The organism is Paenibacillus sp. SER-28, from assembly GCF_052906305.1.
This window is the reverse complement of the sequence record NZ_JBRECM010000003.1, coordinates 333,000-348,784: the sequence shown is the minus strand read 5'-3', so window position 1 is coordinate 348,784 and position 15,785 is coordinate 333,000. Positions and strand designations below refer to the sequence as shown.

At 45.5% G+C, this 15,785-nt stretch carries 21 protein-coding genes, 1 tRNA gene and 1 pseudogene; 21 read left to right on the top strand and 2 right to left on the bottom strand.

Translation table 11 applies throughout. The features are described from left to right. The first annotated feature begins 3 nt into the window (after positions 1-3). From ACUYLD_RS11750 to ACUYLD_RS11670, 17 genes are all read left to right on the top strand, one after another. The gene (locus ACUYLD_RS11750) at positions 4-651 is read left to right on the top strand and encodes a hypothetical protein (RefSeq protein ID WP_446675088.1); all 648 of its coding nucleotides are present in this window, start codon (positions 4-6) and stop codon (positions 649-651) included. Positions 652-657: 6 nt separating this feature from the next. Continuing rightward, a complete protein-coding gene (locus tag ACUYLD_RS11745; RefSeq protein ID WP_446675087.1) occupies positions 658-1,635 on the top strand; it encodes an XkdQ/YqbQ family protein in 978 nt (325 codons plus the stop codon). A 3-nt stretch (positions 1,636-1,638) separates the two neighbouring features. Beyond that, complete coding sequence (locus tag ACUYLD_RS11740) at positions 1,639-2,064, top strand: hypothetical protein (protein ID WP_446675086.1); 426 nt, start codon at positions 1,639-1,641, stop codon at positions 2,062-2,064. Continuing rightward, complete coding sequence (locus ACUYLD_RS11735; RefSeq protein WP_446675085.1) at positions 2,057-2,500, top strand: DUF2634 domain-containing protein; 444 nt, start codon at positions 2,057-2,059, stop codon at positions 2,498-2,500. Before ACUYLD_RS11740 ends, ACUYLD_RS11735 begins: the two co-directional genes overlap by 8 nt. Beyond that, entirely contained in the window at positions 2,497-3,321 is an 825-nt protein-coding gene (locus tag ACUYLD_RS11730; RefSeq protein WP_446675084.1) for a baseplate J/gp47 family protein, read from the top strand. The genes ACUYLD_RS11735 and ACUYLD_RS11730 overlap by 4 nt, the downstream gene beginning before the upstream one ends. Next, positions 3,318-4,070 carry a putative phage tail protein gene (locus ACUYLD_RS11725; protein ID WP_446675083.1) on the top strand — a complete coding sequence of 251 codons (753 nt, stop codon included), beginning with the start codon at positions 3,318-3,320 and terminating at the stop codon, positions 4,068-4,070. Before ACUYLD_RS11730 ends, ACUYLD_RS11725 begins: the two co-directional genes overlap by 4 nt. A gap of 9 nt (positions 4,071-4,079) precedes the next feature. After that, positions 4,080-4,469, top strand: coding sequence for a phage tail-collar fiber domain-containing protein (locus tag ACUYLD_RS11720; protein ID WP_446675082.1), 390 nt, complete (start codon positions 4,080-4,082; stop codon positions 4,467-4,469). 17 nt (positions 4,470-4,486) lie between these two features. Then, positions 4,487-5,410 carry a phage tail protein gene (locus ACUYLD_RS11715; protein ID WP_446675081.1) on the top strand — a complete coding sequence of 308 codons (924 nt, stop codon included), beginning with the start codon at positions 4,487-4,489 and terminating at the stop codon, positions 5,408-5,410. A gap of 16 nt (positions 5,411-5,426) precedes the next feature. After that, entirely contained in the window at positions 5,427-5,813 is a 387-nt protein-coding gene (locus tag ACUYLD_RS11710; RefSeq protein WP_446675080.1) for a hypothetical protein, read from the top strand. Positions 5,814-5,871: 58 nt separating this feature from the next. Then, positions 5,872-6,051, top strand: a complete 180-nt coding sequence (locus ACUYLD_RS11705) for a CD1375 family protein (protein ID WP_418027037.1) — start codon at positions 5,872-5,874, stop codon at positions 6,049-6,051. Further along, on the top strand, positions 6,023-6,181 hold the full coding sequence (locus ACUYLD_RS11700) for a hypothetical protein (protein ID WP_446675193.1): 159 nt from the start codon (positions 6,023-6,025) through the stop codon (positions 6,179-6,181). The genes ACUYLD_RS11705 and ACUYLD_RS11700 overlap by 29 nt, the downstream gene beginning before the upstream one ends. Continuing rightward, complete coding sequence (locus ACUYLD_RS11695) at positions 6,159-6,626, top strand: phage holin family protein (RefSeq protein ID WP_418027038.1); 468 nt, start codon at positions 6,159-6,161, stop codon at positions 6,624-6,626. Before ACUYLD_RS11700 ends, ACUYLD_RS11695 begins: the two co-directional genes overlap by 23 nt. Beyond that, a complete protein-coding gene (locus ACUYLD_RS11690; RefSeq protein WP_446675079.1) occupies positions 6,592-7,341 on the top strand; it encodes a M15 family metallopeptidase in 750 nt (249 codons plus the stop codon). The genes ACUYLD_RS11695 and ACUYLD_RS11690 overlap by 35 nt, the downstream gene beginning before the upstream one ends. Next, on the top strand, positions 7,341-7,556 hold the full coding sequence (locus ACUYLD_RS11685) for a hypothetical protein (RefSeq protein WP_341038580.1): 216 nt from the start codon (positions 7,341-7,343) through the stop codon (positions 7,554-7,556). The genes ACUYLD_RS11690 and ACUYLD_RS11685 overlap by 1 nt, the downstream gene beginning before the upstream one ends. Positions 7,557-7,928: 372 nt before the next feature. Continuing rightward, positions 7,929-8,048, top strand: a complete 120-nt coding sequence (locus ACUYLD_RS11680) for a sporulation protein YjcZ (protein ID WP_149035749.1) — start codon at positions 7,929-7,931, stop codon at positions 8,046-8,048. A 317-nt stretch (positions 8,049-8,365) separates the two neighbouring features. Beyond that, positions 8,366-9,298 (top strand): hypothetical protein, encoded by a 933-nt coding sequence (locus ACUYLD_RS11675; RefSeq protein WP_446675078.1) that lies wholly within the window; start codon positions 8,366-8,368, stop codon positions 9,296-9,298. A gap of 344 nt (positions 9,299-9,642) precedes the next feature. Continuing rightward, on the top strand, positions 9,643-11,058 hold the full coding sequence (locus ACUYLD_RS11670) for a transcriptional regulator (protein WP_446675077.1): 1,416 nt from the start codon (positions 9,643-9,645) through the stop codon (positions 11,056-11,058). Positions 11,059-11,443: 385 nt separating this feature from the next. Here ACUYLD_RS11670 and ACUYLD_RS11665 read toward each other — a convergent pair whose 3' ends face one another. Continuing rightward, positions 11,444-12,592 (bottom strand): hypothetical protein, encoded by a 1,149-nt coding sequence (locus ACUYLD_RS11665; protein ID WP_446675076.1) that lies wholly within the window; start codon positions 12,590-12,592, stop codon positions 11,444-11,446. Positions 12,593-13,063: 471 nt separating this feature from the next. Here ACUYLD_RS11665 and ACUYLD_RS11660 point away from each other — a divergent pair, with 471 nt between their 5' ends. The 4 genes and pseudogenes from ACUYLD_RS11660 to ACUYLD_RS11645 all read left to right on the top strand — a co-directional run bounded on the left by ACUYLD_RS11660 (position 13,064) and on the right by ACUYLD_RS11645 (position 14,574). Then, a complete protein-coding gene (locus ACUYLD_RS11660; RefSeq protein ID WP_446675075.1) occupies positions 13,064-13,276 on the top strand; it encodes a hypothetical protein in 213 nt (70 codons plus the stop codon). Next, positions 13,259-13,345 (top strand) — tRNA-Thr (locus tag ACUYLD_RS11655). Before ACUYLD_RS11660 ends, ACUYLD_RS11655 begins: the two co-directional genes overlap by 18 nt. A gap of 122 nt (positions 13,346-13,467) precedes the next feature. After that, positions 13,468-13,863 (top strand): annotated as a pseudogene (locus tag ACUYLD_RS11650) (transcriptional regulator); the annotation flags it as partial. A 435-nt stretch (positions 13,864-14,298) separates the two neighbouring features. Beyond that, positions 14,299-14,574 carry a hypothetical protein gene (locus ACUYLD_RS11645; protein WP_446675074.1) on the top strand — a complete coding sequence of 92 codons (276 nt, stop codon included), beginning with the start codon at positions 14,299-14,301 and terminating at the stop codon, positions 14,572-14,574. Positions 14,575-14,687: 113 nt separating this feature from the next. Here ACUYLD_RS11645 and ACUYLD_RS11640 read toward each other — a convergent pair whose 3' ends face one another. Beyond that, positions 14,688-15,785 carry a GerAB/ArcD/ProY family transporter gene (locus tag ACUYLD_RS11640; protein ID WP_250267309.1) on the bottom strand — a complete coding sequence of 366 codons (1,098 nt, stop codon included), beginning with the start codon at positions 15,783-15,785 and terminating at the stop codon, positions 14,688-14,690.

The window sequence follows — 15,785 nt, the reverse complement described above, 5'->3', positions numbered from 1 at the left end:
GCCATGTTGGCACTATCGCAAGGCAAGATCCGTTTTACCTTTCCGATCACCCCGGCAGAGATTCAAATAACCGGAGGCAATGAAGTTGAAGCCTTCACTGTCATAACTGGTCAGGAACGCACAGGGAAACCCGTCTCGAAGGTGAAACGGGTTTCTTTTTCTGCTATCCTTCCACGCTATTGGGAAGAAATTTGGGAGACGGATAGCAAACAGACGGTCACGTATAAAACACCGGAAGTAACGTGGAAGCTGCTGGAGCAATGGAAAGGTAAACCGGTTGTACTTAACTTTGAGAATCTGTTTAGCCAAACGATGCTCCTAGAGGGGATGGATCAGACGTACAAGGACGGACAGGGGAATCTTCACGGTAACTATTCATTTGTGGAGTACAAGCCTGTTAAAATCGTCTCTTACTCGAACTCTAAACAGGTTCTCAAGCCAGGTACGGTTATTACCAAATCGTCCAAAAGCCGCCCCAATACTACGGGCAAAAAGGACAAGAAAAATGATAAGAAAAAAGATGATAAAAAAAAGAAGGCAAAGGATAAAAGCAAAAAGGCCAAGGAGGACCCGAACGCCAGAGGAGCTTTTGACTATACAGGTTCCAAAAAGCGAATATCGGACAAGGTTTCCAAGGCGAAAGGGAAGTGATGCATTATGGACGGCTTTGCGGTTGTATATGGGAAGGAAAACGCCCGGCAGATGCTAACGGATGGCATCGAGGAAGTGTCCTGGTCTTCCGGGCGGGATGAGATTGCCCGCAGTGCTACGGTGCGACTTCGTAACGCGACCAACATCAAGGTAGCCGGTATGCTGATGTGCTTTTCGCAAAAGGTCGGTGGTGCTTTATATCATCACAAGAACCAATTTTTTCACGGGCCGATAATCAAATATGAACAAGACGAATTCACAAACGCCTGGGAAATTGAAGCGCGGGAGATCGGCTGGTACTTGTCCAAAAACAAGGGGACCCGACCATACTTAAAGGGTGAAGCTGGAGCGGAGCTGCAAAGATACATCAAGAGTACAGGCATTGATTTCCGTTGTCCTACTCTCGGCTTTAATTTGGACGAGCGTTATGGAACGATGGCTCATTCGGAAATTATCCTCGACGTATTGCAAAAGGCATATGAGCGTAGCGGCTACCGTTATTATGTAGACCTTGTAAGGACGGAAAAGAGCTTTTATCTGCAGGTGATGCGCGAAGGGACCAATACCAAGGTCCCTATTTTTGTTCCCGAGCAGATGACTTCCAGCACAGCAGGATACAGCATCGAGGAAACCTATACAGTCGTCACCGCCCAAAAGTGGAAGGATGACAAGATTGCTTCGGCCGTTACTAAAACAGCGGCGGGTGCAGTTAAGTCTATGGGGCGAATGGAAGAGATCATCGAGGTTGGTGAGGATGAAAAGCCGGAGACCATCGCCGCGCAGCGGCTGAAAGTTCTGTCTACCGCCAAGCAGATCAAGAAGATAACCGTCCGACATGAAGACCATACTCTGTCTGGTTTGCGTTCTGGCTGGTTGGTGCTCACTAAAACGGATCATACCTCAAAGTGGATTGTCGTCACTGCGGACAGCAGCTACAAAAACGGTACATACACCGTAAGTTTGGAACTGGAAAGGAGGGAATAGCCCTTGTTGAATGATGCACTCAGGAAGCTGCGAGAAAAGACCAAAGACCACATCGATGCGCGAGACACTGAGAGGGCGACACTGCTGAGTTGGCCCGGTAGCCCGTCAATAGAGGTTGACGGTGACCCTGAACCGTATTCAGCGACCACGCTGGTGTTTGCTGAGTATTTGTTGAATCGGGAAGTTAAAGCCGATTTCATAGCTGTTGAGTATCTGGAGGGCAATGAACCCAAAGGCAGTGTCACAGGCGTATTGGCTAACGGGGTGGTATACGAGACAGGGGAGCCTTACAAGCAGGCCCCACGCAGCTCGTTACGTGGCAAGCTGGTTATTCCTAGCCCTTTGCAGGTCGGAGATCGGCTGATTGTCTCCAGGCTGAGCGGACAGCGGTACTACGTCCACGGGAAGGATGTGGGCGGCAATGGCTGACGAGGAAAGCCTATTTCCTGATTTGGACCTTTCCGAGCTGGATGAAGTAGAGCTGACCGAGACCGTAGCATCTGAAACCAAGTGGACCTATGTGATCGACTATCGCACACGGCAGATGGCAATTAACGATGATGGCCGTCCAAAAAAGACAGCCACGTATGCCGAATACTTGGTGCAGACTGCGCTCAAAATCCTGAATACAGAACGTTTTCAGTATGTTGTATACGATGAGGAAATAGGTGTGGAGCGCTCGGAATGGGCCAACTGGGAGGATGTCGAGATCAAACGGGATATTGAGGAAGCACTGACTTCACATGCTGAAATTTCTCAATCCGAGGTGCAGTCTATGGAGCGAGACGGCCAGAACATGTATTTGCGAATTAAATTAACAGGCTTGGCCGGAGAAACGGAGCTGGAGGAGGCGATTGAACTGTGAATGTTAAATTAACGGATTTGCCGGCACTGCCACCGATGGCGATTCTAGAAGAGGCGCCAGAGGATATTTACCGTCGCTGGGTTAATCGGGCAATTACACTGGCACAGGAACGCGGTCTACCTCCACCCCCGACGGATCCGGGAGAATATTTCTATGATCTGTGGTACCCGATAGCTATGGAATATTCCGAGCAGCAGGAACTATTAACGTACGCATTTCTTCAGGCATTTCCGGTCTGGGCGGATAGTGAGTTTCTGGACGGTCACGGATGGTCTGACGGAATGCCCCGAAAAGCGGGGGAGGACGACGACACATACCGATTGAGAATACTTGATCGTGTGTTTACTGAGGAAGGCAGCGGACGTCGTAAGGACTATGAGACATGGGCGAAGGAACTGGAGGGTGTCGGTGGTGCTGTGGCTGTTGAGAAGGCTCGTAGTGATGTATCCATAGACTTGTATCTGACTGATCTACAGGGTAAACCAGTCACAGAAGAGTTTGTCGCTAAGGTTAAGGCGGATATGTGGGAAACCAAGCGGATTGGTGGCCACGATCTTGAAGTGCATCCTGCTCCGGTGTTCACTTTGAAAGTAGAAGCAAAGCTAAATACTATTCTCCCGCTTTCTGAGCTGGTCGAACCAATCAGACAACGTATAGCTGATTATGCTCTTGGTCGTACAAAGCTTGTCTTTAATTACGTTGGTGCAGCTTTGTTGGTCAAAGGCGTGGGAGATTATGGAAATCTTACGCTTAATGGGACGACTCAAGATGTTGAGGTTCCAGTAACGTCCGTATTGCAAATTGAGGTGAACCTGACATGATACCTCTGCGATACCGGGAAATGCTGCCGCCACACATGTATGAGATCGACATGGCCGAGCGGCATTTTGACGTTATGGAGTTGGAAGTAAACGATCGGGAAAAGTCGATTGACGATCTGGGAAATCAGTTCGTTTTGAAAACTGCTACTTGGGCATTGCCCATTTGGGAGTGGATATATTTCCGACAGGAGCAGATTGGGACACTGGAGCAGCGCCGTGATGCGATACGTCGTAAGCGCTGGGCCAAGCGGCCATTTACGCTGCCCACACTGCGGCTAATGGGTAATAAATACGGCAAACTGTTGGATATACAAGAGGATTTTCTCGCCAAGCAAATTCGTTTTGTTTACTCAGTCGAATCGGATGTGGATATTAAAAGCCTGATGGAAGACTTCGAATACATCCGGCCTGTCCACATAAACAAAGCTCTGCCCTCGATTCATATTGACTTTCATCATGCGTTCCAGATCCATTCACGTATTCATTTTCGCTCCCGCGTTCGCTTCTTTGGTGGTCGTCCTTGGTATCTGGATGGTGTTGAGTTACTGAACGGTGCTGCATCCTTGTCTGGATGGACCGAAGAGCGCCAGCGATATCGGAACCAGTTGGAGCTGAAGGTGAGCCATCCGATCCAGAACCGACAGGAAGGCATTGTAAGGGTCCGGCAGAATTATTGGCTGCTGAATGGTAGTGTTGCGCTCGATGGTAGCCGATTACTCAGTTCCACTGAAAAAATAGAAACTGTATAGGAGGTAATTATGGCTGAACAAGTATTAACGGTAACAACTGCCTACGCCAGAGAGCAGATGGCCCGCGCTCGTGCCGAAGGTGGCATGCTAACGAAGGTGGTCAAAATGGCATTCGGTAGCGGTGGAGTGGACACAGAAGGCAAGCCGCTGCCGTTGGATGGTACTGAGCAGGCTTTAAAAGCGGAGCTGCTGCAAAAGGATATTACCAGTTATGAATTTATTGCCCCTGCAACGATCCGTTATATTTGTTCGCTTGCTGAAACCGAACTGGCCGGGAAAACGATCAATGAGCTTGCTTTGGTGGATTCTGCGGGCAAGCTAACTGCTGTTCGTACCATGACTAATAAAATCAAGGATGCGGATATGGAGTTTATTTTTGAGATCGACGACATCTACTGATAAGGAGGAAATGGACAATGGCAATTAAAGAGCCTAGAAAGTTTGTCACTACGGATCAGGGTCATGCAGATGTACTCAACATCCCGATAACTACGCTTTATGAAAATGACCAGGCCTTGGCTGCGCAGTTGGAGAGCATCAAAACCGATCCAGCCGGGAACGACATTGCATCCAAGGCAGCACTGGACAAACATGCTGCCGATACCAACTTGCACGTTACAGCCGCCAAGCAAGCGACATGGAATGCAGCAGAGGGCAATGCCAAGAAGTATACAGAACAGTACGCGGCTCCCAAGGCACATACACACCTTGCATCGGATCTGCCTTCCGCATCAACACAGGCGCGCGGAATTGTGCAGATTAATACATCGGTAAGCAGCACAGCTACAGATCAGGCAGCCGCGCCGATTGCGGTAAAGACGGCTAATGACCGAGCCAATGAAGCATACAACCGGGCTGACCAGGCTTTTACGCAAGCCGTTGATCTTAAAAATAAAATCGTAGGCGCGATCAACGGCAAATTTGGAGGCGCCAGTTCTGATATGAGTAGCGATCAGATAGCAGCAGTAATCACAAATGCACCTATAAAACGCTTTGCGTCTGGTACGTTCAACGGTCAAAGTGCTCAGGCTAGTAGTTGGGGACAATCCATATCAATGGTGGTTTCTGTTGGAGGTCTTTCTTTCACGCCTTCTATGGTTTTTATAAGAGTTAGGTTAACTGAATCGGACGGCTTCCGGCACATAGATTCTTTCGCCCATCTCAGCACCGCGACCGGAGACACCATTTACGGCTGGAGAGGCAACAGTGTATGGGTTCCTCCTTTGCGTCAACAAGCCGGAGGATTTAACGCGACCGTCGAGGGTAGCAAAATAGACGCTTACGCTGGTGGCTCTCCGACATCTAAGATTTGGGCTTATGAGTGGTATGCATTTGAATAAAGGGAGGATGGTTTGTATGAAAATTGGGCCAAAGGTTTACTGGAGAAAAACAAGCGGCGAAGTTATCTTTATGACCTCACAGATAGAATCAGAATCAGCACGCGAAACGACCAAAGAAGATGATATGGGGTTTTATCCGCAATTGAAAGGTTACGACCCTGGACAAGTGGATGTGCTCAAGCTAGATTTTGATAAGTACACAGAGGATTTTCAAAAGGCGACCAGCTATAGAGTCAATCCTGATACTAAGACAATGGAGTTTACCTATCCATCGAATAGCGGATCAAAACATGAAAAGCCTCTTACGAATCAGGTAGCAGAGCTTAAACTGGCTGATTTGGACAACAAAGAAGCCATAGCTGGCCTTATCCAGATCGTCATGTCACAAGGCGATGTTAAGTAGAATCCGTGAATGGATTCTTTTTTTTGTATTATGGGAGCTCATGAGGGGAGGTGATAGCATGAATGAACAGATTAAAAAAGCTTTTGCAACTACACTTGTACATCTTATCCTTGCTGGCCGTCGTACAATTGAAGACGTACCAGTAGCATTGCGAGACTTGGTTAAAGCTGACTTAGGCGTTAATGAGTCTACGCAAGTGGCTCCAGCAGTTGAACAAACAACAGAACAAGAAGCGTAAGGGCGTATCCAATCGGATGCGCTATTTCTTTGCCCCCGGTGAGTGGTCGGGGGCTTTACTTTTACAGGTTAGGCAGGGAGCCCTGACCACGGAGACGGGGGAAGCAAGTGGACAAGTGGGAGGTTTTTAAGTTTAGCACTGCTTTAGGAAGTAGTGCGGTGACGTATCTTTATGGTGGGTGGTCGGGAGTATTGGGGGTGTTACTTGCACTGGTCATTATTGATTATGTGACCGGATTATTTGCGGCTGGCGCAGAAGGCAAGAAGGGTACCGGACCTGGTTTAAAAAGTAAGATTGGTCTTATTGGTATCGCACGAAAAGTGTTTATCTTTGCAATGGTTGCTGTATCCCATCTCATTGATGGTGTCTTAGGCGATTCGCACCTATTCCGGGATGCAGTCGCCTATTTTTATATGGCTAATGAACTGCTGTCGATAGTTGAGAATGGTGGCAGGCTTGGCGCGCCGGTCCCGTCGATCATTCGGCAGGCTGTTGAGGTGCTAAAGAGCAAAGGCGGTAACCAGGGAGGAGATAGTAAGAATGATGACACTGGAGCAGATAAAGAAAAAATCTGATAAGCGCTTGAGCGGGCTTCATCCGGTTTTTAAGATGACTCTTGAAAAACTGATAGACCGCTGTTACGCCCGTGGAGTCTGGGTGTTAATTACGCAAGGATTACGAACGTATGCGGAGCAGGATGCTTTATATGCTCAAGGGCGTACGAAGCCAGGGCAGGTGGTCACCAAAGCAAGGGGCGGATATAGCAATCATAATTTTGGTTTTGCGGCTGATTTCGCGCTGCTGTTGCGTGACGGTCGTACGGTGTCCTGGGACACCTTAAAGGACGATGATAAGGATTCGCTTCCTGACTGGAGCGAAGTCGTTGAAGAAGCTAAAAAGCTTGGCCTTGAATGGGGCGGCGATTGGCGCAGCTTTAAAGATATGCCTCACCTGCAGATGGTCTTTGGAATTACGACTGCTCAATTCCGGGCAGGCAGACGACCAAGTCAGGCGCAACTTAATGCAGCTATAGCAAAAATTAATAAAGCGGAGGATGATGAACCGATGACAGCAGAAGAAAAGACAGCGTTTAAGGCGCTACAGAAACGTGTGATCACGCTGGAAGCTGCAAATAAACTTACAAAGGTTCCAGCGTGGGCCGAACAAGCCTGTATTAATGCTAAGGCTGCAGGAGTGCTGGACACAGCGAATGATGGCAGCTATGATTTTTACCGCATGGTCACAATGCTCGACCGAGCTGGAGTATTTAAAAGGGGAGGTGTCGCATAATGACAGATTGGAAACGTAAATTGTCCAGCCGTAAGTTCTGGGCGTTACTGGCCGCACTGATCACAAGCTTGCTTACTGCTTTTGGTGCGAACAATGACACAGTTATTCAAGTGACTGGCGTTATCGGTGCATTCGGTGCAGTGATTGCTTACATTCTAGCCGAGGCTTATGTAGATGGTAAGTCGGCTGAAACATCTACTACTGACGATTTGTAAATTTACAAACGTCTGGAAATACGAAGCACCCTGCTGGCTTAATGCCGGTGGGGTGTTTTTTTGTTTACCTATAAATCCTTCCCCTAAACAATTCCTCGCATAATCTATGAGTAAACAAGGGGAGGCGCTACGTGTGAGGGAAATTGATAGAGGTTGCAGAAATGCTGTCAGGAAAGTTTGGGCGTCGATAACTGCTATCTTGGCATTGTTTATTTTGTTGATAATCATCTTGAAATTATTTCTTTTATAAAGATTTTTTAGGCTCTACCATTTTATCTGGTATGAGCTTTTGTTTTGCTTACCCGGATGCCCTGTCACAGAACGTTTTTATACATATATTGAGGTGTATAACAAGTAAAGGAGGTTAACGGCATGGGTGCATACGAAGGTGGAGGTACAGGTTCATATGGCGGTGGTGTATGGACATCTACTGCAGCAATCTTGGTGCTCTTTATCTTGTTGGTTATCATTACTAAATCACTGTGGGTTTAATTTTGTAAAAAAGAATTGTATATAATACCCACCAATCAAGTTCAATGACTCTATTTTTCTCGTAGTCTGGCCGAAATTAGTTTGAATAAAAAGCTCTCCTGACCTTATGAGATCCCCCTTCCCTTATGTGGTCAGCAGGGCTCTTTTTAATGTTCTCACACCGGAATTATTCAAGCCATGCACTGCCAGTACTGCTTAGCTCATTCAAAATTTCCTGAATTGGGCATGTTCCCCATATCGATTATCCCCCAGGCAGGTGTCCAATCTTCCGCGAATGCCAAACATACAATGTGGTATCTTTTGTGGAGGTGAAAGTTGTGAAATGTGAACCGTATCATTTGAGAAAGCAAAGGTTCAAACATGACAAGAAAGTCAGACGCTACCTTGCCAAGAAAGTCAGACGCTACGTTGCCAAAAAAGTTAGACGCCACCTTGTTAAGAAAGTTAAAGTCATTAAGGTTAAGCCAGAAGTTATGGTTAATGCTCCGCAAGGTCTTCAAGGAATACAGGGTCCTCCAGGACCAGCGGGACCTGCCGGGCCGAAAGGCCTTCAAGGATTACAGGGAGTTCCAGGCCCTCCAGGACCAAAAGGATTACAAGGGATACAGGGACCTGCCGGACCATTGGGAGCTCAGGGACCGCAAGGGATACCAGGAACACCAGGCTCAGCCGGCGCAACAGGGCCTGCTGGAGCTACTGGTACGATAGGCGCAACAGGGCCTGCTGGAGCTACTGGTACGATAGGCGCAACAGGGCCTGCTGGAACTACTGGCGCGATAGGTGCAACAGGGCCTGCTGGAGCTACTGGCGCGATAGGTGCAACAGGGCCTGCCGGAGCTACTGGCGCAACAGGTGCTCCTGGTATTTTTACCGCGTTTGACTGTACTACATTTTCAGGTCCAACTTTAACTGCAGAAGTCCCGACAGCGAATCTTGCATCTGTAACTGTAACTGTACCATCTATTACGAGTACTGTTTGGCTTACCGCTTACTCGACATGGACTCCTAGTTCTGCAAATCCGACGATCACATTTAGTATCATCCGTGATGACGCTACCGTAATCGCAACTGCAAGCGATACTCCTGTTTCAGCAAACAGTCCTATTACGACTGCCTTGACTACCTGCGACGAAGCCCCGCTCACTGGAGCACACACTTATACATTACAGGCTACTGGAAACGCCCTTTCTGGCGGACAGACAATCACTATTAATACGGGAGCTCTTACGGCAGCAGTCGCTAATACTTAATAACCAGACAGGCAGACGCACACAGAGCATAAAGACGGCGCTGCTGGTTCTTGAGAAAGATAATTATTTCTCGTGGGGTATAAGACCAACCTGCGGGATATCGTCATTCAAGAGGGGAACGCATTAAGGATCTATCTCGTACTTGTTGCCTCAATTATTTTCACCTTTAGTCTACTCTGCTGGCTTAATGCCAGTAGGGTGTTTTTTGTTTACACAGGTGCCCTTATGACAAACGTAGCTTTTCCACATGATTCGCAAAAAGATATTGACAACTGTTAATTACTGGACAAAAATAGTAAATGATTATAAAATACTGGAATTTCTATGCGAAGGGTGGCTATGACATGAAGCATACACCTACGATTCGAGCAGAATTAGACAGATACCTACAACAAGAAGGATTGAGTTTAACACAATTTGGTCATATTGCGGATATGAATAGGGGAGCAGTAAGTGCTATCGTGACAGGAAACAAGCCTTTGTCTGTTAACCAACTGGATCGAATTACTGAGGCTATGGGTTTACCGGAAGGTCACTTTTATGACTTGTTCATAGAAAACTACATCATCGACCATCCTCCGAATATGAGGCGAATCGAGCCATTTTTGTTTCGCTGTGCGGAGTTGGACAAGTTGGATGCGATCCGTCGAGTGGTGGGAGCCATCATGGACAATCTACTGTATTCGCCCAAACTATTTGACATTGCAGAAGAATTGTTGGCGCAGGGAAGACATGCGGCTGCATTGCTGCTCTATGAGGGGGTAGCTGAAGCGGAGAAATATCAACATTCTGAGCGCTTGGCAGTCTGTCAATATCGTATATTTACGATTCAGATTGGAGACGACCAAACCCAAAATCTCCACGCTGCTGCGATACTTGAAGCTTTTGTTGAGCGATTGAATGAAATAGACCAACTTGACGCATTGAAGGACTTAGCGAATTTGTATCGTTCATTGTGTAAGTGGGACAAGGTCGATGAAATGGCAAGAAAAATGAGAGAAAAAGCGGAAATCCAATATACAATTAAACATCAACAGAAGAAACGAGAGTGTGACGAACCTGCTAAGAAGTTAAGTCGTCCCATGTTTGTGTACATCACATATGCCGATTTACTATGTGCAAGTGTCTGCGAAGCCCAAGGCGATTATCAACAAGCTCTAGAATATACATATGCCTACACTGATTTAGATTGGGTATTGGAGACAGACGAAGATACTTTATATTGGCTAAATCTTTATAAGGATTGGGCGAAATGTAATAGTTACATTTATAAACTTTTGTCCGGTGATACAAGTGTGCTTCCAGATTATGTTGAATACATTGCCAAATCAAAAGTAGATAAAGAAATGGTAACTAAGATATTGAACGTACTGCTTGCAGCTAACCAGTATCAACTAGATATAGACGATATACTTAGACGTTTTGAAACTATAATTAATTCGTTTACTCAACAGGTGCAGCCATCAATGGATATGTATACTAGGCAAGTTATACCAGAACAATGTGCACGATTTGGATACGAGTTAGCTTATTATTATTTATATAGAGGATCATACGGTGATGGCTTTAAACATTTGATGTATGCAACGGTACAGTCACATATAATAAATAACGAAACTTATTTTATAAACTGCATGGGGCTATTCGTGAAGTTTAGAACACATGCAGTTCCTGAGTTCAAAGAAGAGTTTTTAAATCTTATTGAAAAGGTGTGGTTAAACAATGTTGAGAAAAATGGTTCTTCTGATCGTCGCAGCTAGTTTTTTATTTATTGTGAGTGGGCCTAATCATGCTTATAACCAGCACCCTATTCAGCTTAATGCTACCGTTGGAGGTTCCTAAGCTTAGATAAACAAAACAATCCCCGCTAACCTTAATTGGTCGGCGGGGATTTTTGTTGAACGATCTGAGGAAACAGTGTGTTTAACGAATCTAAGGACAGTGTATTGAACAGTACCCCTTTCAAAACCTCTCCTTGTTTATTTATGATTCCCAAAACTGAAGAATTAATGTGTAATTAAAAGCAATGCTGCATAATATTTTGCTAACTCAAAAAAATAGGATAGGACGGAAAATAAAGCTTAAACTATCGATGTTTCATTGAACCCGGCTCCCGTTAGTTTAAATGATTTTTTTCGTGGTTTATTATGGTTGAATCACAACGCCCATAAAGGTGATTGCTCCAACAGCATTTGCTGTTCCTGCTGTGGTCAGAGCGACTAAGGAATACGTAATATTTCCAGTACCAGGAGTTAAATCGACGTGATCTACACCTGTGGCTACAAATTGGTTGTTGTCACCTGTCTGATTAATGCTAAAAATTATAGTTGCTCCACGAAGGATTTGAAATTGTAAAACCGTGTTATTTGCAGTAGTTTCACTACCTACGACTCCGGTCAACCAGACTCTACTTGCTAATGGAACTGATGTTACAGTAATTGTCTTTAAAGTGGTGGCCACAGCTCCAATTGGGATTGTTGAACTACCAGTAGTATTTGGTGTGTTTTCGGACACTTGCAACTGTTGAACAGATCCTGTGGCTCCGGTGGTCCCAGTTTCTCCAGTCACTCCAGTCACTCCGGTCACTCCAGTGGCACCGGTAGCCCCAGTCACTCCGGTGGCTCCAGTGGCACCGGTAGCCCCAGTCACTCCGGTGGCACCAGTCACTCCAGTGGCTCCGGTTTCTCCGGTCACTCCAGTGGCTCCGGTTTCTCCGGTCACTCCAGTGGCACCATTAGCTCCGGTCACTCCAGTGGCACCATTAGCTCCGGTCACTCCAGTGGCACCATTAGCTCCGGTCACTCCAGTAGCTCCGGTGGCTCCGGTCACTCCAGTGGCACCGGTAGCCCCAGTCACTCCGGTGGCTCCAGTAACTCCAGTGGCTCCGGTAGCACCAGTTTCTCCAGTGGCACCGGTGGCCCCACAGATATCGCTTGAATTTGTAAGTAATTCTGACGATACGAGCCGATGGGCAGCAGAAATTTGACCGAATGAATTTTTTTCCCAAACAGATACTTGTACCAAGCCTTCTTCTACGCCATTAACTAGACATATAAATTCGAAACCATCAAGATTTGCAAAATAATCTTTAGTTACCACTTGGTTCGGCTGAATATTAAATAACTCTTGAACATATAAAGTCCGTGTATCATTTAAGTAGTATCCTTGGATTTCAATAGTAGGGCTACTCATGCTGCTTTGATTGTCTATTTTGACAGTGATCCGTTGTGTATCTCTTTCGTTTGTAACTAGGGATATCCTATTTTCGATTGGCCCCGTTGCCCAGTAAATCATAATTGGTTCACACCTTTTATATTGTTTCTTTAATATATACGTCTGCCAAATGTTTTGTGAAAAATTTAGATTATTACAATCCCTAAACAGGGTACTTCGACAATAGCGTCCAGCGCTATCCTTAATTAAATATCTCCTGCTTTAGTAACTTGACGATCATCAAATACGTTAGAAAATCAACACGGAAGGTAAACTACCACGAGAAGAGGTCTAATCTATTTAGGAAGGTGAAAGAGATTACAGATAAAATGGACAATAATGAAGGATGAAAAGCATCGAGGAAAGAGGGCGATGTCTCTTCGAAGCTTTACTAGCCTGCCCGTTAGCTTAACGTCGCCGTTTAGTCTACAAGCATTCAGCAGACCGTCAGGGAGCTGGCATATTACACGCGGAAGCGCACGGAGAACATAAAAGTTAGGGTACTTGCTTTAAAACAAGATACCTAACTTTATGGGGGGGGCGGATAATTCTATGCTACGGGATATCGTCAACTGGAGGGCAGGGATCGCAATCAAAAGATCATCCTGCTTGCAGGAGACGGAGGGACTTGAGACCATTAAGGCATCTGCCTTGTACTTGTTGCCTCAATTATTTTCTTCTACCAAATCTTCTACCGAAATACGGATATCTGTAATACCTGATGGAACCCTATTTATTGTTGGACAGGCTATAGGAGCTTTGTAAAACCCATTAAAACTCTATTTCAACGCACTCGTAATGCGTAGGCCGGGGGTTCAATTCCCTTCACCAGCATAGCTATCATCTCAAGCACAGCGCGGCTTCCAAGTTTTTGGAGGGCGCGCTTTTTTGTGATTCTGGACAATCTTCTTTGTTTTTAGAAAATATGGAATTTCTATGCGAAGGGTGGCTATGGCATGAAGCATACACCTACGATACGAGCAGAATTGGACAGATACTTAAAACAAGAGGGCATGAGTCTAACGCAATTCGGGCATATAGCAGGCATGAATAGGGGAATAGTAAGTGCTATTGTGACAGGGAATAAGTCTATGTCTGTTAACCAGATAGATCGCATTACTGAGGCTATGGGTTTACCAGAAGGCTATTTTTATGATCTATTTATAGAAAACTACATCATCGACACCGCACCGAATATGAGACGAATCGAGCCATTTTTGTTTCGCTGTGCGGAGTTGGACAAGTTGGATGCGATCCGTCGAGTGGTGGGAGCTATCATGGACAATCTACTCTATTCGCCCAAACTATTTGACATTGCAGAGGAATTATTCGCACAGGCACGAAATGCGGCTAATGGTAAAAGCGCATATACTAAATAATGAGACATATTTTATAAATTGTATGGGGTTGTTTGTGCGTTTCAAAGCCATGCGGTTCCTGAAACCAAAACATAGTTTTACAATCTCATTGAAAAGGTGTGGTTAAATAATGTTGGAAAAAGTGGTAATGTTGATCGTTGCGAGTAGTTTTTTGTTTACCTTAACTGTACTTATTTTTCTGGACAGCCATAATGAGGGATTTCAAATCTTTGCAACACATGGAGGAGCTTAAAGGTAAGCAAAGCCAATCCCCGCTAACCTTGACTGGTCGGCGAGTGAAGAATTAATGTGTAATTAAAAGCAATGCTGCATTACAAATAATGTATACAAAATAAGCTCTCTGTTATGATTAATTGAATTGGCAGGTTAAGACAAAGTGACCATAAAGATCAGATAAATAGTTGTAAAATGACAAGACATGCTGATTTGTGTGCCAACCTTTGGCAGCATGTCGTGGTAAGTGTGAGACGTGTACTGGAAGCCCTAGTCGCTGTGAACGACCAGTCCGGTCACGTCTTTTTGCTTGGCAAAGGCTTTGGCGAATGTCTATACAATCAATTCGTTGTCGTTATGTTCGCTGAGTTGGTGGGCTACAATTTCATTGTTGAATTATCTTTAATCGCAGATAGATATACCCAGCAACTCCCTACACGATATTGCGTGATATCTGTGGCCCATTTTTGATTAGGTTTGTGCGCCTTGAAATCCTGTTTTAGCAGGTTTTTCGCCACACGACCTTCCGTAGAAGAAGTTTCAACCGGTGCGTAAAATCAACATGCTCATGACTACAGTAGCTGCTAACTATAAGCCCTTCTCTTCTTCTTCCGAATTAGCATGGTCAGGAAAAGGAGGACAGGCAGAGCAATTTGAAAGATAGGCCAGACTTGAACCAAGGCTACATGAAGACCGAACCACAAAAATTCGGTTAACCTGGGGGAGAGAAACGTAAGAGCGCCTATGATGATGCTTAGCAATAGTAAAGCAGGCTTATATCTAAAGGGGGTTATCGTTTGAAGCCCTATGACGGCACCAAACATAAAACCAGCCGTTTTGACTCCGATTCCAATAAATAGAATCATCGAAAACAGGACATCAGCTCTCTCAACGATCTTCGGTAAATGAATTAGTTGAGTAACCTCAAATAAGGGATAGGTGGTTGATGCTGCCCATTCCGGACCTAGAACCAGGATTGTTAGTTCATTCATTATAATAAGGAACACAGCAGTGATCCAGTAAACAATGATGATCGACCGCTGTAATTTGCGTTTATCCAAGACGATCTTGAATAGCACGAGAAAAAGAATCGTCTGACCGAAGGGAAAAGATATGATCTCGGGAATGGCAGCCTTCACTACGGGAGTTAAACCGCTCTCCAATACAGGAAACAAAAATTCAAAGTGAATGAGTCCTGTAAAAGGAGTAAGTACTAGTAGAATGCCGTAACCAAACGCCAATAGAAGCAGAAATATATGACATAGAAGGAACCAGACTCTCGGTCCAAACCACACCACATCGGCACAGACAATTAACGCTATAAACGTAATAACTTCGGTAGGGGTTCTGTTCAGCAATGTCAATGCGCCGAGTTCACCAATGTCCCTGACACTCCTGGAAGCTTCATAAGCAAAGTAACCGATGAACAGAAGTCCCCCCAGACTACCTATCCATTTTCCCCAATAATGGCACAGGAGCTCGTACAAATCTCGATGTGGATCAAGTTTATGCATGTATAAATACATGATTAGAAGGACGAAGCCCGCAAGTGCACCGATCAGCATGGCTAGCCATGCATCCTGCTTGGCTTTAGCTCCCAATAGGAATAATGTTGTACTGCCAACCTGAAACAAGGAAAAAGCAATAGCTAACCCGGATACCCTGGTGACGGTTTTATTCAT

Coding starts and splice junctions, on each gene's coding strand:
- ACUYLD_RS11745 (WP_446675087.1), top strand. CDS start 658: ATGGACGGCTTTGCGGTTGTATATGGGAAGGAAAACGCCCGGCAGATG.
- ACUYLD_RS11670 (WP_446675077.1), top strand. CDS start 9,643: ATGAAGCATACACCTACGATTCGAGCAGAATTAGACAGATACCTACAA.
- ACUYLD_RS11705 (WP_418027037.1), top strand. CDS start 5,872: ATGAATGAACAGATTAAAAAAGCTTTTGCAACTACACTTGTACATCTT.
- ACUYLD_RS11710 (WP_446675080.1), top strand. CDS start 5,427: ATGAAAATTGGGCCAAAGGTTTACTGGAGAAAAACAAGCGGCGAAGTT.
- ACUYLD_RS11750 (WP_446675088.1), top strand. CDS start 4: ATGTTGGCACTATCGCAAGGCAAGATCCGTTTTACCTTTCCGATCACC.
- ACUYLD_RS11725 (WP_446675083.1), top strand. CDS start 3,318: ATGATACCTCTGCGATACCGGGAAATGCTGCCGCCACACATGTATGAG.
- ACUYLD_RS11735 (WP_446675085.1), top strand. CDS start 2,057: ATGGCTGACGAGGAAAGCCTATTTCCTGATTTGGACCTTTCCGAGCTG.
- ACUYLD_RS11645 (WP_446675074.1), top strand. CDS start 14,299: ATGACAAGACATGCTGATTTGTGTGCCAACCTTTGGCAGCATGTCGTG.
- ACUYLD_RS11680 (WP_149035749.1), top strand. CDS start 7,929: ATGGGTGCATACGAAGGTGGAGGTACAGGTTCATATGGCGGTGGTGTA.
- ACUYLD_RS11720 (WP_446675082.1), top strand. CDS start 4,080: ATGGCTGAACAAGTATTAACGGTAACAACTGCCTACGCCAGAGAGCAG.
- ACUYLD_RS11715 (WP_446675081.1), top strand. CDS start 4,487: ATGGCAATTAAAGAGCCTAGAAAGTTTGTCACTACGGATCAGGGTCAT.
- ACUYLD_RS11660 (WP_446675075.1), top strand. CDS start 13,064: ATGCTACGGGATATCGTCAACTGGAGGGCAGGGATCGCAATCAAAAGA.
- ACUYLD_RS11685 (WP_341038580.1), top strand. CDS start 7,341: ATGACAGATTGGAAACGTAAATTGTCCAGCCGTAAGTTCTGGGCGTTA.
- ACUYLD_RS11640 (WP_250267309.1), bottom strand. CDS start 15,785: ATGAATAAAACCGTCACCAGGGTATCCGGGTTAGCTATTGCTTTTTCC.
- ACUYLD_RS11690 (WP_446675079.1), top strand. CDS start 6,592: ATGATGACACTGGAGCAGATAAAGAAAAAATCTGATAAGCGCTTGAGC.
- ACUYLD_RS11665 (WP_446675076.1), bottom strand. CDS start 12,592: ATGATTTACTGGGCAACGGGGCCAATCGAAAATAGGATATCCCTAGTT.